This is a genomic window from Pseudoalteromonas sp. 0303 (assembly GCF_013349995.1).
Lineage (GTDB): Bacteria > Pseudomonadota > Gammaproteobacteria > Enterobacterales > Alteromonadaceae > Pseudoalteromonas.
Map to the genome: position 1 here is coordinate 32876 of NZ_JABVXF010000032.1, position 16251 is coordinate 49126.

At 40.6% G+C, this 16251-nt stretch carries 15 protein-coding genes and 1 pseudogene; 9 read left to right on the plus strand and 7 right to left on the minus strand.

Annotated features, from left to right (window positions below; translation table 11 throughout):
- Nucleotides 1-31: 31 nt before the first annotated feature.
- Nucleotides 32-445: an MAPEG family protein gene (locus HUS62_RS17560; RefSeq protein WP_175080616.1), complete on the minus strand. Its 414-nt coding sequence runs from the start codon at nt 443-445 to the stop codon at nt 32-34.
- Nucleotides 446-611: 166 nt separating this feature from the next.
- Here HUS62_RS17560 and HUS62_RS17565 point away from each other — a divergent pair, with 166 nt between their 5' ends.
- Nucleotides 612-3497 (plus strand): insulinase family protein, encoded by a 2886-nt coding sequence (locus HUS62_RS17565; protein WP_175080617.1) that lies wholly within the window; start codon nt 612-614, stop codon nt 3495-3497.
- A 49-nt stretch (nt 3498-3546) separates the two neighbouring features.
- Here the strand turns inward: HUS62_RS17565 and HUS62_RS17570 are convergent, their stop codons facing one another.
- Nucleotides 3547-4929, minus strand: coding sequence for a Na+/H+ antiporter NhaC family protein (locus HUS62_RS17570; protein WP_175080618.1), 1383 nt, complete (start codon nt 4927-4929; stop codon nt 3547-3549).
- On the opposite strand from HUS62_RS17570, the gene HUS62_RS17575 reads away from it, so the two are divergent.
- The 3 genes from HUS62_RS17575 to HUS62_RS17585 all read left to right on the plus strand — a co-directional run bounded on the left by HUS62_RS17575 (nt 4814) and on the right by HUS62_RS17585 (nt 6114).
- A complete protein-coding gene (locus tag HUS62_RS17575; protein WP_175080598.1) occupies nt 4814-5116 on the plus strand; it encodes a hypothetical protein in 303 nt (100 codons plus the stop codon). The two genes, HUS62_RS17570 and HUS62_RS17575, sit on opposite strands and share 116 nt — an antisense overlap.
- A gap of 98 nt (nt 5117-5214) precedes the next feature.
- On the plus strand, nt 5215-5619 hold the full coding sequence (locus tag HUS62_RS17580; RefSeq protein WP_175080619.1) for an NUDIX hydrolase: 405 nt from the start codon (nt 5215-5217) through the stop codon (nt 5617-5619).
- A gap of 3 nt (nt 5620-5622) precedes the next feature.
- On the plus strand, nt 5623-6114 hold the full coding sequence (locus tag HUS62_RS17585) for a GNAT family N-acetyltransferase (RefSeq protein WP_175080620.1): 492 nt from the start codon (nt 5623-5625) through the stop codon (nt 6112-6114).
- Here the strand turns inward: HUS62_RS17585 and HUS62_RS17590 are convergent.
- From HUS62_RS17590 to HUS62_RS17600, 3 genes are read right to left on the minus strand one after another with little or no spacing between them, the layout of a single operon-like run.
- Nucleotides 6097-6708 carry a membrane integrity-associated transporter subunit PqiC gene (locus tag HUS62_RS17590; protein ID WP_175080621.1) on the minus strand — a complete coding sequence of 204 codons (612 nt, stop codon included), beginning with the start codon at nt 6706-6708 and terminating at the stop codon, nt 6097-6099. The two genes, HUS62_RS17585 and HUS62_RS17590, sit on opposite strands and share 18 nt — an antisense overlap.
- Entirely contained in the window at nt 6708-8363 is a 1656-nt protein-coding gene (gene pqiB, locus HUS62_RS17595; RefSeq protein WP_175080622.1) for an intermembrane transport protein PqiB, read from the minus strand. Before pqiB ends, HUS62_RS17590 begins: the two co-directional genes overlap by 1 nt.
- On the minus strand, nt 8360-9598 hold the full coding sequence (locus tag HUS62_RS17600; RefSeq protein ID WP_175080623.1) for a PqiA/YebS family transporter subunit: 1239 nt from the start codon (nt 9596-9598) through the stop codon (nt 8360-8362). The genes pqiB and HUS62_RS17600 overlap by 4 nt, the downstream gene beginning before the upstream one ends.
- Before the next feature lie 140 nt (nt 9599-9738).
- Between HUS62_RS17600 and HUS62_RS17605 the strand changes: the two genes are divergently transcribed.
- Nucleotides 9739-10515 (plus strand): ABC transporter substrate-binding protein, encoded by a 777-nt coding sequence (locus tag HUS62_RS17605; RefSeq protein WP_282658489.1) that lies wholly within the window; start codon nt 9739-9741, stop codon nt 10513-10515.
- On the opposite strand, the gene HUS62_RS17610 is transcribed toward HUS62_RS17605, so the two are convergent.
- Nucleotides 10504-11304, minus strand: a complete 801-nt coding sequence (locus tag HUS62_RS17610; protein WP_175080624.1) for a thioesterase family protein — start codon at nt 11302-11304, stop codon at nt 10504-10506. The two genes, HUS62_RS17605 and HUS62_RS17610, sit on opposite strands and share 12 nt — an antisense overlap.
- A 239-nt stretch (nt 11305-11543) precedes the next feature.
- Between HUS62_RS17610 and dnaK the strand changes: the two genes are divergently transcribed.
- The 3 genes from dnaK to HUS62_RS17625 all read left to right on the plus strand — a co-directional run bounded on the left by dnaK (nt 11544) and on the right by HUS62_RS17625 (nt 15382).
- Nucleotides 11544-13466, plus strand: a complete 1923-nt coding sequence (gene dnaK, locus HUS62_RS17615) for a molecular chaperone DnaK (protein ID WP_055021216.1) — start codon at nt 11544-11546, stop codon at nt 13464-13466.
- A 233-nt stretch (nt 13467-13699) separates the two neighbouring features.
- The gene (gene dnaJ / locus HUS62_RS17620) at nt 13700-14839 is read left to right on the plus strand and encodes a molecular chaperone DnaJ (RefSeq protein WP_175080625.1); all 1140 of its coding nucleotides are present in this window, start codon (nt 13700-13702) and stop codon (nt 14837-14839) included.
- Nucleotides 14840-14953: 114 nt separating this feature from the next.
- A complete protein-coding gene (locus HUS62_RS17625) occupies nt 14954-15382 on the plus strand; it encodes a transposase DNA-binding-containing protein (RefSeq protein ID WP_345894731.1) in 429 nt (142 codons plus the stop codon).
- 248 nt (nt 15383-15630) lie between these two features.
- On the opposite strand, the gene HUS62_RS17630 is transcribed toward HUS62_RS17625, so the two are convergent.
- Nucleotides 15631-15867 carry a hypothetical protein gene (locus HUS62_RS17630; protein ID WP_130167504.1) on the minus strand — a complete coding sequence of 79 codons (237 nt, stop codon included), beginning with the start codon at nt 15865-15867 and terminating at the stop codon, nt 15631-15633.
- Between the two features lie 150 nt (nt 15868-16017).
- Between HUS62_RS17630 and HUS62_RS17635 the strand changes: the two are divergent.
- Nucleotides 16018-16170: pseudogene (locus HUS62_RS17635) on the plus strand (Cys-tRNA(Pro) deacylase); the annotation flags it as partial.
- Nucleotides 16171-16251 lie beyond the last annotated feature (81 nt).

Consider the following 16251-nt stretch of genomic DNA (forward strand, 5'->3'; position numbering starts at 1 on the left):
AAAGCGCCTTATTTCTTTGTATTGATGTTTATTAGAAGATTCTAACTAAAATCAGCACCCACATTATTAGCATTATAAAGCTACTGACAACAAAACTATAATAGCGCGCCTTCAAGGTGTTTGAAGTTAAGTGTATTACGCTATGAATAATTCTTAATGCAACATAAACCCAAGCAAGGGCAACAAATACAGTACCTACAGCATTGACTTGCAGAGCTGTTAAACAGGCAATAAAAAACAGCACAGGCATTTCGAATTGATTGATAAAGTTACGATCTGCTACGCGAACATTATCCCCAGCCTTTTCAAGCTCCATTGTTAAGAAGTCTTTCATCTCGATGGTTTTTTGTTTTGCCGCACGAAAACGACGCTTACCCATAATGTACATGACTGCAAAAGTCAGAAAGACCTGAGTGAACATTGCTACAATTAGCCACTTTTCCATAGCTCATCCTTTGTTATAGTTATTGCTATTAATCTTAACCGTAAGTATTACATTTTCACAATGTGTTACAAAGTTTTACTGTAACTTAGCTGAAAAGCATTGAATTGCGGCGTTCGAAAACACATGATAAATAAAAATTTATTCAATTTCTAATGGATACAAAATAATGAAAAAAATAATGGGACTCAGTGCAATCGCTTTTGCAGTGTTAGCAGGTTGTTCTTCTACTTCTACCACAACGCCTCCTGCAGCTAATACTAACCTTATTCCTGACTCGTTAGTTATCAGCCCAAACGACACCCGTGAGTACAAAACATTAAAACTAGATAACGAAATTGATGTAATTTTAATTTCAGATCCTAGTGCTGAAAAATCAGCTGCTGCTTTGAGTGTAGGCGTTGGTTTATTGCACGACCCTATGTCGCAACAAGGCATGGCGCACTACCTAGAGCATATGCTGTTCCTTGGTACAGACCGCTACCCAGACACTAAAGGTTACAGTGATTTCATGACCAAAAATGGTGGCGCGCATAACGCTTACACCTGGTTAGATATCACAAACTACATGTTCAAAGTGAACAATGATGCTTACGATGAAGCACTTGATCGTTTTGCGGATTTCTTTAAATCTCCAAAGCTTTATCCTGAGTACACAGACAAAGAAAAAAATGCGGTAAACGCAGAGTGGTCAATGCGCCGTGAAATGGACTTTTTTGGCCAATTTAAACTAGCGCGTCAAATGATGGGCTCACACCCTGCAAACCGTTTCTTAATTGGTAACCTAGAAACTTTAGGGGACAAAGAAGGCAGCAATCTGCATAAAGAAACCGTTGCTTTCTATAACAAATATTATTCATCGAACATTATGAAAGTGGCGATGATCTCAAATCGTCCACTGGCTGAAATGGAAGCAAAAGCTAAACAGTATTTTGCTGATATTGAAAATAAAAAAATCGAAAAACCAACGGTGACTGATAAGTTAGACTTTTCTGTTGCTGGCGGAAAGCGTGTTTACTACTCACCAAATGAAGATGTAAAACAACTACAGTTAGAGTTCACAATTGCTGATAACAGTTCACAGTTTGCGGTTAAACCAAATCGTTTTGTTTCTTACCTTTTAAGTAACGAAATGCAAGGTAGTCCTGCGCAAATCTTGCGTGATAAAGGCTGGGTGTCACGTTTATCTGCTTCTGATGCTCCAACACAATATGGTAACTACGGCAGCTTAACGGTAAATATTGAATTGACTGATGCTGGCATGCAAAACCGCGAAGAAATTGTGGCTATGGTTATGCAGTACATTGCGCTTATTAAAGAGCAGGGTGTTGATAGCAAATACTTTAATGAAATTCGTACATCGTTAAACAATGAATTTCAATTCCTAGAAAAAGGCGATGAGTTTGGTTATGTAAGTAACTTAACTGATAGCATGCAAAAGTTCCCTGTGAACAATGCAATTAATGCACCTTATTATTATGCTAAGTTTGATGCAGACGCGGTGCAAAATGTGCTGTCGCAATTAAACGAAGATACGCTACGTATTTGGTATATTTCAAAGCAAGAAGAAACAGATTCACAGCTGCATTTTTACGATGGTAAATACCGCATTGAAGATATCAGCGAAGCAGAAGTTTCTAGCTGGAATAAACCAAGTGAATACGCTTTAGCATTACCAACAGTAAACCGCTTATTACCTGAAAGCTTCTCAATTAAAACCGCTGAGTTTAAACAACAGGCGCACCCTGAACTAGTATTTGATAAGCAAGGTGTAAAAGTTTGGCGCCAAGCAAGTCAGCAGTTTGCTGAACAGCCAAAAGGCCTTGTTGAAGTTTACATTAATACGCCGGATGCCCTTGTGAATGTAAAATCACAAGTTCTTTATGCAGTGTGGGCTGATCTTTATAACTTACAACAAAGCAAACTTAGCACAGAAGCAGCTGTCGCTGGTATGAGTTTAGGGCTACAGCCAAGTAACGGTCTTGTGTTATCGCTAAGTGGTTTCACTGATAAACAAGATGTACTTTTAGCTCAGGCGCTTGAAAATCTAACGTTAGATGTGTCTGAAGAAGGTTTTGCCCAAGCAATCGACCGTTTTAAGCGTGATTTACTCAATCAACAAAAGCAGTTCCCATTCTATCAAGCATTTGGTGAGTACTCTAAGCTTACTCGTAGTGGTAAATTTGACACTGAAACCTTGATTGCAGCGGCAGATACACTAACCCTTGCTGATTTCGCGGCTATTAAACAATCTACACTTGCTGCAAATGATTTACGCGTATTCACTTTTGGTAACTATAACCAAAACGATGTTGAATCTATTGCGAGTAAGCTAACCGCTATACTACCTAAAGGTCATCAAGCGACTGAGTTTGCCAGAAGCAAAGCCTGGTTACCTCAGCCTGGTGAGCGTATTGTACTGCAAAAAGATATAGATGTAGCGGATGTAGCAATTATTGATATGGTTGTACACCCAACCCCTGGCTATAAGCAAAAAGCACAGGCACAAATTTTACAAAGCCACTTTAGAACCGTAGCGTTTGATAAGTTACGAACTGAAGAGCAATTAGCTTATGCGGTTGGTGCATTAGCGCGTCCTATCGAAGACTACTCTGCATTGGGTCTTTATATTCAAACACCGGTTAAAGGCCCTAAAGAAATGCAAGCGCGTTTTGATGAGTTCAAAAAGCAATACGCTGTTGAGCTTGATAACATGACAGAAGAAACATTTGCACAACTTAAAAATGCAACGCTTGTGTCTTTAAAAGAGCAACCTAAGAATTTAAGTGATGAAATGTCACCGCTTATTTCTGATTGGTACCGTGAAAACTTCAACTTTGACTCTAAAGAAAAGCTTATCGCAGAAGTTGAAAAAGTAACCTTGGCTGATCTGAAAGATTACTACAAGAAAACCATGCTCAATAGTGAAGCTGCACGTTTAAATATTCAAATGCGTGGTAGTAAGTTTGCAGATAAGCCATTTGCAGATCTGAAAAACCAAACAAAAGTTGAAAACTTAGAGAGTTATTACAAAGGCATTAAATTGCAAAAGTAACCTAATAGTTGATAAACAAAAGCCCAAGCAATTGCTTGGGCTTTTTAATTTATGCGATAATCAAAAACCCTATAAATGCAGCGCTTGCTGCAAGTAAGGTATAAGGCAGTTGTGTGATAGCATGGCCGACTAAATCACACCCTGAGCCTTGTGCAGCAAGTACCGTGGAGTCAGAATAAAAGCAGGCTTGACTACCAAACGATGACGCCGACAACAAAGCACCAATCACTAAAGGAATATTGGCATCAATTGCGTAAGCCAGTGGCATTACTATAGGAATCGTTACCGCGAAAATCCCCCAGCTTGAACCCGTTGCAAAAGCAAGGACTGCCATTGCTAAAAACACCACGGCAGGTAAGTACTGTGCTGTCATATAAGGGCTTAATGTATTAATGACATATTGCGGAAGCATTAATTGGTCACACACATCTTTAAATATAAATGCAGCAACCACAGTCCCAATAGCGGGGATCATACTTTTAAAACCATCGAGCATACGCTCAACGAGTTCTGACAATGTCATTAACTTTTGTAACATGTAAAAAGGTAAAACAACGGCAAAAGTTGCAAGCAACCCTTTATATACGTCAATGTCAAAGTAAACAGTAAACGCAACAAGTAAAACTATCGGCACTAAAAAGTTATAGAGTTTGCCGTTTGATGCTGCTGTTTCAAAGTTTTCTTCCGCTGCTTTCACTGCGTATTCATCTGCTGTTTGAATATCTGTGTATTGGCTATTCGAGATCTCGATTTGATTATTCATGGCACGTAGTTGTGCTTTTTTCATCGGACCAAAAGCAGGGATCACATTTAAGCTAACCAGTAATACCACAATGACTGCAAACCAAGCGTATAACATATAAGGGATTGCTTGAATGTAGACGGCAATACCTTGGCCTTCTGGTGCAACATTATTATCAACTAACAAGCCGCCAAAAAAAACGGCCCATGTAGAGAGTGGTACAAGCACACAGATAGGCGCAGCAGTTGAGTCAACAACATAAGCGAGCATTTCACGGCTAATTTTAAACTTATCGGTGATACGCTTCATGGTTTCACCAACGGTTAATGCATTTAAGTAATCATCAATAAAAATAATCACACCTAGCACAAAGGTCATCACCAACGATGAGCGCTGGCCTTTTGCAAATTTTAACGCTAATTCGGCGAAGGCACTTGCACCTCCGGTTCTCACTAATAAAGCGATTAATGCACCAAACCCACCACAGACTAAAATTAGCCAAGCAATGGTTTCGTCTTGCATTACTTTTAATGAAATATCAGCAAAATTGGCTAACACAGCGGTTGGGCCTAGCATGGCTAAACCAAACAAAGATCCAATTAGTAAAGATAAAATAGGGCGGCGTAAAAATACGGCCAAAACCACCACCAATACTGGCGGCAGTAAACTTAACGCAGAAGGTTCTTGCATTATATTTTTCACACAGTTAAGCAATGCGAGATTGCTTACAGAAATCAGAAGTCTATCGACTCAAGTAACTGCTTTACGCGAACACACTTTTATGGACCCATTAGGGAAAGTGCCTGCGTTGGCTGGCGCCAGACAGTATAGAGGGTATACTGCTTTTGTTTTGCCCAAAACATCGCAAGAAAAATAATCCTGAATATTAATTTAGTCAATAACAATTTTTATTGCGATGATAATTATTTTACACTCATCAATAACGTCACTTTTTATTAAATGAGCAAAGGGATTATGGCATTTTCAGATACTTACAGACTCAGTAGCCATGCGGTTATCACCAACAACCAAGGGCAAGTGTTATTACTAAAAGCTGATTACGGTCAAAAAAGTTGGGGGTTACCTGGCGGCGCTTTAGATAAAGGTGAAACCATTCATCAAGCGTTACTTCGCGAATGCCAAGAAGAACTTAATTGTGACGTAGATATCGCTTATTTAAGTGGTGTTTATTATCACACAGCGTTTAACTCTCATGCGTTTATTTTCCGTGCTCATATGGCTGAGGACGCTGAGATAATGTTGAGCGATGAGCACACAGAGTTCGGCTACTTCGATATAGACGAGTTATCTAAAGTACAAAAAGAGCGTGTTCTTGACTGCCTTAATTTTAGCAATGATGTCGTTAGTAAGGTGTTTTAATAAATGTTAGATATATATTTACGTGCCGGGCAGCCTGATGATGCGACTTTTATCGTTGAGCTTTTAAACCAAGCAACATTTTTAGAGCACATTGGTAATAAAAATATTAATACGCCCGTACAAGCTGAGCATTATATTCAACAAACGTTTATAAATAGCCACCAGCAATTGGGCTTTGGCAGTTATATTGTTTGTTTAGCTGATGATACACCGGTTGGAATGGTGGGGCTCTTTCAGCGCGATGCGTTAGCTATCCCCGATTTAGGATTTGCATTGTTAGCTAAATATGAAGGCAAGGGTATTATTACAGCTGCTGCTCGGTTATTGATGGCAAAAAAACACGTATTAGAGCTTGGTGTGCTTGCTGCAATAACCTCGCAAACAAATATTGGTTCACAGAAGGTGTTACAGAAACTTGGTTTTGAGTTTATAGGCGATGTCATCATTAATGATGACAATCAGCCTCTAAAACTCTTATTAAAGAGCAAGCTTTGATACTTCGTTTGCAACCTGTTTGTTGACCTTTAGCCACGTTGACTCAAGTGTTGCGACAAGCCCTTCGTAATCACTGTCTTGAAGTGGTGTAAGCTCATTAAAATAATTGACCGCCTTTAACTTTCGGCCAGATTCAGGGTTTGTATAGTACAAACGCCAAAGCCCGGCAATGTTGGCATTGCCTTGTTCATCGCCGTTGAAGTGATGTAGCTCATATTCTAATTCATAGAAACTTTGCTGATCTAAATCGGTGATCACTGGCAAGCCGTTTATTACCATCCAATTATCAAGTTCAGTGTAAAGCTGTTGATGGGCACTGGCGGTTAACATTAAATCAGGTGATTCGCTCCATAAATGGTAGTTAGCAGCATTGACTCGGTTGTTGTCGAGAACCATAGCAATGCCACGATTATTAAGCGCACCACGTAGCTGTACGGTGTTAATTCTGAGCTGAGCTTGCGTATTTTCTGCTAAGCGTTGCATCGCAGTAATTGGCTGCGAAAATTGATAATACTCAATGGTCGAGAATGACGTTTGACTGCAGGCCGAAAGTAACAGCACTGATGCCACTGAAGCACAGAGTTTATAGTTCATTATTGTTTCCTCGGCGTTGGATCGGCAGGTAGCTCTTTATCAAAGATCAACATATTAGGTTGCTGGTTTAAACCTCTTGTGAATGGCTGTAGCTCTTCACTTAAACGTTTAAATTCAGATAAAGTCGTTTGTAACTGCTGGTGGAATGTTGAACCTTGCTCATAACTTGCCATGGTCTTTTCAAATTGTTTCATGGTTTTATCGAACTGTTGCATGCTCTTAGTCATTTCTGCAAAGTTGCGATTTATATCACCCGGTAAGTCTTGTGTATCTTGCTTATTTAGTAACTCTCTCATGTCATGAGCAAGCGCTTGGTACTCGGCAAAGGTGGTCTGCATTTGTGCCAAGCTATCTTCAATTTTAAGGTTATTTACTTTATTTAGCACATCAGAGACCTGGTCGGCTATGACTGTAATACCGCTTGATACACTCGGGAATACAGTGTACTCGGCTATTGTCTTTAATTCGGCAGGCTCTGCATTATCGTAAATATCTAAGTCAACGTACACGGCGCCAGTGAGTAAGTTACCCGGCTTTAAAGAAGCACGAAGACCATTTTTGATCCAACCATCTAAACTCGAGTACCAAAACTCGCGTGCTGCTGCACTGTCGTGGTAGAGGCGCCCATATTCAATTTTTATCAGGGCAGGTACTGCGGTATTATCGGTTCTAAAGTGTGCGGGCTTACCATCTATTATGACACTTGCAGGTGCTTCAACCACACTACCGATACGCATACCTCGGTATTCTACAGGAGCGCCAGCGCGTAAGCCGCGAATTGATTGCTCAAAGTCGATTAAGTAATAGTCAAAATCGTAAAAGCGTTCTTCTAAGGCGGCTTTGTAGCTATTACTTAAAGAAAAGCTATGGCCGTTACTGGCAACTTCACCGGGAGCTTGTTGCTCAGGAATACCAACAGAAATACCGCCTTTGAGCAATTTACTTAAGGAGCCTGTATTAACATTAATACCATCTGCAGAGAGGTCTATTTCGATGCCCGAGTTTACCCAGAAAATAGAGTTTAAGGTGATCAAGTTTTGGTATGGCTCATTGATAAAAATGCCATATTTCATCGCTTGATTCTTCCAATCAAAGGTGGCGGTTTCTATTTGGCCAATTTTGTAATCTTTAAAGTAAATACCGGTACTCACATCAAGCACTTCTGCGTTATAACTTAATAGGGTGAAGCGCCCACCTTTTACATCTTTACCAATTAGAGCCGGTTCATCTTGTAGCTCAAATCTTTCGGCCAGCTTTTTACTTTCACCCGGTGCAAATTCTAAATACACACCAGAGAGTAGGGTGCTCATGCCGCTTATGCCGGTATCGTCAATCCGTGGTTTTACAACCCAAATTTTCGCATCATCTGTGAGTAAATCGTCGTAATGTTTATCGATTTGCGCCCGTGCGATAACGCTATTTTGTTTATCTGATAAACGAACATGGTCGATTTGGCCAATCTTCACGCTACGTACTTTTATTTCTGTTTTACCCGCCACAATACCTTCTGCATGAGGCATTTTGATGAAGATGGTGGTGCCTTTATTTGCTTGATACTGGTACAACATCCATGCGCCAATTAATAAGGCAATAACTGGAATGATCCAGATGGCCGATATATTTGGCGCTGTTTTTATTTTAGCGGTTTCGCTCATGCCAAGGTCTCTTGTTTCGCAGTACTTAAGTTATCTGGGTTATCCCACAATAAACGGGGATCAAACGCATGGGCTGCCAACATTTGGCAAATAACCATGGTTGTAAAAAATATTGTGCCAATGCCAGGTGTTACTGACATTAAGTTTCCTAGTTGTACTAAGGCTACTAGAATCGCCACAACAAATACATCGATCATTGACCATTTACCAATAAATTCAGTCAATTGGTAAATACGTGTATAGCTTTTAGTTTGTCTGTTTGCTGGCCTCATCACCATAAAGCATAAAAAACTTAATATTAGCGCTTTGGCAAGGGGTACAACCACACTCGCTAAAAAGATGATCATTGCGATAGGGTACGAGCCACTATTCCATAAAATCATTACGCCACCAATAATGGTCGATGGAGTTTCATCGCCAAGGCTTGTGGTGTACATAATAGGATAGACATTAGCAGGAATATAACAGGCCACTGAGGTTAATAACCATGCTGCGGCTTTTTGCACACTAAAAGGGTTACGACTGTAAGTTTTAGAGTCGCAGCGTGAACAGATTTCGGTCGTACACAGTTGTCCACAAACATGACATGCTCTTAATCCTTGATCAATAGCACGCGTATTTGGCTGTGTTTGCTCTATATATTCTGGTTCTTTTAATTGTTGCCATAAGGTGTGCTTATTTAATTTTGCTGTGGCTGCCACATAACAGATAACAAAAGCGCTATAGGCCCAAAAGCTTACACCAAATTCAATATCGGCCATCGACATGATTTTAACCATACTGACCATCACACCAATTAAAAAAATCTCAGACATGATCCAAGGCTCTAACGCAAAGGTGGTTTTTAACAGTCTTTTTCCCCATTGATACGGCAGCGCTTTTAGTAAGCCTAAATGCAGAGGAATTATGAGTACTAATAAAAGTAGTGGCAGACCAATAATACTGGTGTCGATGAACAAACCTAAAAAGTCGTTGTCGTAATTAAAGAGAATACGTGCGGCATCTGGTAAGGTGATTGTTTGGGTAATACCACTACTGGTAAAAGACAGAAATGGGTAAAACATACTACTCAGTAGCATAACAATAGCACTTAAACTTAGTGCGACCACCATACTATCTTGGTTAGCTTGCGATGCCGAAAGCTTTGTATTGCAATGAGGGCATATTGCCACTTGTTTTGCACTTAAGTGTGGGATCTCAATGACAAGATCGCAGCTAGGACAGGCTGTTTGCAAACTTAGGGTCTCTTAAACAAGAACTTAGTTAAGTTTGCATCAAATAGTGTATAAATTCAAATGCACCTTTGTTTAATATAAGCTAATATTTGTACAAAGCGATAACGCTTTTTAATACATTTAATTCTTTAAGGTGAGCAGTGAAGCAATTATTTATCCTTTTAATGTTGTTTGTTAGTGCTAAAGGTGAGTGTTTATCTGAGCCAAATACGCAAAAGCCTATAGTTGTTGCTGCAAGCGCCTCTTTGCCTCCTTACGTCATTCAAGACACTAACAGCGGTATTCAACTCGAAATATTGAAAGCTGCTTTTAAATCGCAAGGCATATCTAATATCGATATCCATTACATGTCTAATAAGCGTGCTGAGCAGCAGCTTATGCAGGGCAAAGTAGATATTGCATTAAATTTTCCACCCGTACTCACGCCGCATGTTTATAAAAGTGACGAGCTACTGAGCTACCAAAATGTGGCGGTTAGCCTTGCCAATAAAGAGCTGAAAATTAATAGTATTTACGATTTAGCAGGTAAAAGCGTGCTTGCCTTTCAAAATGCGACGAATTTCATTGAAGCACCTTTTAAATCGGTTACCAATATTTTGCGTTCTTACGAAGAAGTAGTTAACCAAGAAGCACAAGTTGATCACCTTATGAAAGGCTGGGTCGATGTAATTATCCTAGAGCGCCGAGTGTTTTTATATTATTTAGAAAAATATAAACAAAGCGCTGAGGTAAAACCTTTTATTGTGCATGCAATCTTTAAAGAAGCACCAAGACCTGCGTTTTTTTACAGTAAAACTTTAAAAAACACCTTTAATTTGGGTCTTGGTGAGATCATTGAGTCAGGCCAATACCAAGCAATTATTCGCCTTGATGGTACTGAGTACGCGCAACTTTCAGAGCCCGAGTTACGCGAATAACGCGACGGTTTGGCGGCTTAGCGCAATTAGCTTACCATCTTCACTCCAAATGCAGCCATCTTCTAGCCCATAGCCATCCTTACTATGGTGTGTAACCGCTTCGTAGCCAATCCAAGCATCATGGGCAATTGCAGGCTCTTCTACAAATTCTATGTACCACGACATACTACTTGCTGGTGCAGGTTGCTTATACATTTGTAATAAGGTTGGTGGCCATGCATCTGTTAGGGCGATGATATGGGCTTCAGTCATTTGCTCTGGCACATGTTTGAATTTCATCCAGCCACCTAAATGTGAGGTATCTGCTCCAGAGAAAGGCATATTGCCGTCTTGTAAACACAATGCCACATGCTGGAAAAATGCCGGCATGACGCCTTCCTTATAAGGTAGAGTGAAACGCTCATCAACCGGTTTTAGCTGCATGGTCTTAGTGACATCTACACGAACATCGGACTGTCTCTGTGCACCAAAGCAGGCTTGTGTAATAACACAAACATTGCCATTTTGAATCACTTTTGCTAGTACCTGCGCACTGTTTTTACCTTCACGTAAGACTTCAACGTCGATTGAAAAATCATTGTCAGCGATTAACGGGCCAACAAAGTTAGTGCTTAAAGATAATAAACGGCGAGAGCTATCGATATGCTGACGTATTGCTTGATATAATAAAGCTGCAGATAATCCACCAAACGCTGTGCGACCTTGGCACCAGTTTTCTGGAAACTGCATTACTTTTGTTTTGTCTTTGCCTAGTTCAGCTGCCATGACGAGTAATTGTTCAAAATGCATAATTTTCCTTAACATTTATTGTTATGGTGTTTGTTATAGCATAGCTAAAGTCATCAGACCAGTTTGTTTATCCTGCAAGCAGGCTGAGAAAACAGCTCTTTTTGTGGAAAAAACGCCCATTTCGAAAATATTTCAAAAAAAAGTAATTTTTTTTCATTTTTACAGTTGAATTCAGTTTCCTGCACCCCTATCTACTAGTCATCGAACGTTTTAACGAATTTTGAAGTTGGAGAAGATTCATGGGTAGAATTATTGGAATCGATTTAGGTACTACTAACTCTTGTGTAGCAGTACTAGACGGTGATAAAGCACGCGTTATCGAAAACGCGGAAGGCGATCGCACAACACCATCGATCATTGCATATACGCAAGACGGTGAAACATTAGTTGGTCAACCTGCAAAACGCCAAGCAGTAACTAACCCAACTAACACATTATTTGCAATCAAGCGTCTAATTGGTCGTCGTTTTGAAGACGAAGAAGTACAACGCGATATCGGTATCATGCCTTTTAAAATTGTAAAAGCTGATAACGGTGATGCATGGGTTGAAGCACGTGGCGAGAAACGTGCTGCACCACAAATTTCAGCAGAAGTGCTGAAAAAAATGAAGAAAACAGCAGAAGACTTCCTAGGTGAAGCGGTTACTGAAGCAGTAATCACTGTACCTGCATACTTCAATGACTCACAACGTCAAGCAACTAAAGATGCTGGTCGTATTGCTGGTCTTGAAGTTAAACGTATCATCAATGAGCCAACTGCCGCTGCACTTGCATACGGCATGGACAAAAATAAAGGTGAAAACGTTGTTGCAGTATATGACTTAGGTGGTGGTACTTTCGATATCTCTATCATCGAAATCGACGAAGTTGAAGGCGAGCACACATTTGAAGTTCTAGCAACTAACGGTGACACTCACTTAGGTGGTGAAGACTTCGATAACCGTGTTATCAACTACTTAGTTGAAGAGTTTAAGAAAGATCAAGGTATCGACCTTAAAACTGATCCACTTGCAATGCAACGTGTTAAAGAAGCTGCTGAAAAAGCGAAGATTGAACTTTCTTCTGCACAGCAAACAGAAGTTAACTTACCGTACGTGACTGCTGACGCAACTGGTCCTAAGCACATGAACGTTAAAGTTACTCGTGCAAAACTTGAGTCACTTGTTGAAGACTTAGTAACTAAGTCAATCGAGCCACTTAAGCGCGCACTAGCTGATGCTGACTTATCAGTAAGCGACGTAAATGACATCATCCTTGTTGGTGGTCAAACACGTATGCCTTTAGTACAAAAAACAGTTGCTGAGTTCTTTGGTAAAGAGCCTCGTAAAGACGTTAATCCAGATGAAGCAGTTGCAGTAGGTGCAGCGATTCAAGGTGGTGTACTAGCTGGTGACGTTAAAGACGTACTACTACTTGACGTATCTCCGTTATCACTAGGTATCGAGACTATGGGCCAAGTAATGACAGCTCTAATTGAGAAAAACACGACGATTCCTACTAAGAAATCACAAGTTTTCTCAACAGCTGAAGACAACCAATCAGCGGTAACTATTCACGTACTACAAGGTGAGCGTAAGCGTGCAAGCGATAACAAATCACTAGGTCAATTTAACCTAGAAGGTATACGCCCAGCACAACGTGGTACTCCACAAATCGAAGTAACATTCGACGTAGATGCGGACGGTATCTTACATGTATCTGCTAAAGATAAAGATACAGGTAAAGAGCAGAAGATCACAATCCAAGCTTCTTCAGGTTTAAGCGATGATGAAGTAGAAAAAATGGTTCGTGATGCTGAAGCGCACGCTGAAGAAGATAAGAAATTCGAAGAGCTAGTAGCGACTCGTAACCAAGCTGATGCAATGGTTCACGGTACACGTAAGCAAATCGAAGAAGCGGGTGATGCATTACCTGCAGAAGATAAAGAAGCTATCGAAGCTGCGCTTACAGAGCTAGAAGCGGCGATTAAAGGTGACAACAAAGAAGAGATTGAAGCGAAAACACAAGCTCTTGCCGAGAAGTCACAAAAGCTAATGGAAATTGCACAAGCTAAAGCACAGCAGCAACAAGGCGGTGCGGATGCAGGTGCTGAGCAATCTTCTGCAAAACAAGACGACGATGTTGTTGATGCAGAGTTCGAAGAAGTGAAAGACGACAAGTAATTGCTTGTTTCGCTTCTGCCTAACGTAATAATGGCTGCTTTGTTTAGCCAATTAAGTTAGGATGAAATGATTGAGGCGCGCCAGCGATTTCGCTTGACGCGCCTTTTGCATGTATATAAATGGTAAATTGATAAGTTGCTAATCTTCTTAAATGGTCATGACCATTATACGATTTGTATCAGTCGATTTACCTTACGCAGTGTAGCTGCAGTAAAAAGAGTAGTGTGATAGATATGTCAAAAAGCGATTATTATGAAGTTCTCGGCGTGAGCAAAGATGCCAGCGAACGAGACATAAAAAAAGCGTATAAGCGCTTAGCGATGAAATATCATCCAGACCGTACCGCAGGCGATAAAGACCTTGAAGCTAAATTTAAGGAAGTAAAAGATGCCTACGAAGTACTAACTGATCCGCAAAAGCGTCAAATGTATGATCAGTATGGCCATGCAGCCTTTGAACAAGGTGGTGGCGGTCATGGCGGTGGCTTCGGCGGCGGTCATGGTGATTTTGGTGATATTTTCGGTGATGTGTTTGGAGATATCTTTGGTGGTGGCGGTGGTCGTCGTCAATCGCGTCAACAACGTGGTTCGGACTTACGTTACAACATGGACTTAAGCCTTGAAGAGGCTGTTCGTGGTAAAGATGTCGAAATTAAAGTACCAACCTGGGTTAGCTGTAAGCCATGTGACGGTAGCGGTGCAAAAGCTGGTTCTAAACCAAAAACATGTACTACCTGTCATGGTGCAGGCCAAGTACAAATGCGCCAAGGTTTCTTCGCGGTTCAGCAAACGTGTCCTACGTGTCAGGGCACAGGTCAAATTATTTCTGATCCATGTGACAGCTGTCATGGTCAAGGTCGCGTAGAAAAAACTAAGACCTTATCAGTTAAGATCCCAGCGGGTGTTGATACAGGTGACCGTATTCGTCTATCGGGCGAAGGTGAAGCGGGCATGCATGGAGCACCAGCTGGTGATTTATACGTTCAGGTTTCTGTACGTGAACATCCGATTTTCCAACGTGATGGTAATAACCTGTATTGTGAAGTGCCTATTGGCTTTACAACAGCAGCACTGGGCGGTGAAATTGAAGTTCCGACACTGGATTGCCGTGCAAAACTGAAGATCCCATCAGAAAGCCAAACGGGCAAGATGTTCCGTATGCGTGGTAAAGGCGTTAAGTCTGTACGTAGTGGCGCTCAAGGTGACTTGATCTGTAAAGTGGTTATTGAAACGCCGGTTAACCTTAATGATCGTCAACGTGAATTGCTTGAAGAACTTGAGCAAAGCATGGGTAAAGATGGCTCTAAAAACCGTCCAAAAGAAAAAGGTTTCTTTGACGGTGTGAAGAAATTCTTCGATGACCTAACTAAGTAACTCTAGTTAAGCAACTTTAGTTAGAGAGTAAAAAAGGCGCTAATAAGCTGTCTCTTATACACAAATCCCTGCTAAGAAATTAGCGGGGATTTTTTTGAACTAAATTTCAACATCATGATCAGATCTTCAAATCTTGTTTGGAGGCACATTATGATTAACGACCATACTCATTGGGCAACACAACAATTCGGTAAATCGGACTTAGGTGATCCCAGAAGAACAGCCCGTCTGGTAAAGTTAGCGTCAACTCTTGCAAAATTGCAACTAAAGTTCGCCAATGCGCTACCAGACTCGCCAAGTTGTGAACAACTGTTATCTCCCAAAGCATGGAAGCTATTATGGTTAAAGAGAATAAAAACCCCCTTGCCTGAAACCACCCCAAATATGTCATGGGCATATGAAGAGCTGGCAAAGCTAGGAGGCTGGAAAGATACCAAGCGCACAGGGTGTGCATCGGTCAGCGTGTTATGGCAAGGATGGCTTAAACTACAAGCCATCCTAGAAGGCTACGATTTAGCTAAATCTCTTGAGTCAGACTTGTGATCAAGAGACAGCTGATAAGCGCCTTTTTTATGCTTAAACTTTGGCTTATACCAATCTACAATAATACTTAATCATTTTTAGGGATTAAACCTGTCGCTACCTGCGTTAAAAATTTCTGATTTACGACTGCTTGGATGCAGGAGCAATTGCCGAGCACAACTAAATAACGAAATTTTTGCCCTGTTATCAACGAAGTTTTATTGCCTAAAAATAGACCACTTTATTAAGCGAAGTCTGTATTTTCATTTTTAGTTCAGCACAACGTAGTAGTCGGTATCAGCAAGGCAACGACATAAAGTCACATCCTCTGAAAATGTAGTGTTTTGTATTCGGCCTTTTTCTAAGCCAAGCGTATGGCATTTGCTCTGACAATCCATGTAAGCATTCCATGCTAGGTATTCGTTGCACACAAAATTCACTGCATACAATAGGGTGAGTATGATAAATAACTGTTTGGCTAGATAGAGCCCTGTGTGTCTAGACATGCTTGATACCCTGCCCAGGATTCATTACTTTAGTGTAGTCGAATTAGGCCTATTTAGTGTGTTTTGTAGCGGTTTTTCTATTGCCTTATATTCCTTGTTCACGGTATGTTTCATAAAGTCACTGCTAATTAATTAGTTATAGGAAAATCAATGACGCCGGCTATAAACTTACTGAAGAAGAAAGGTATTAGCTTTGATGTGCTCAGCTATCAGCATGAGCCTTCGCAACAACAGTTTGGTCTTGAAGCGGTTGAAAAGCTAAAGCTACCAGCAGAGCAAGTATTTAAAACATTAGTACTTGAAGATGCACGGCAAGATCATTATAAATTGAACTTATAGAATATGTAGTGATCAGATCAAGGCATAATAATCACCTTGGTCACG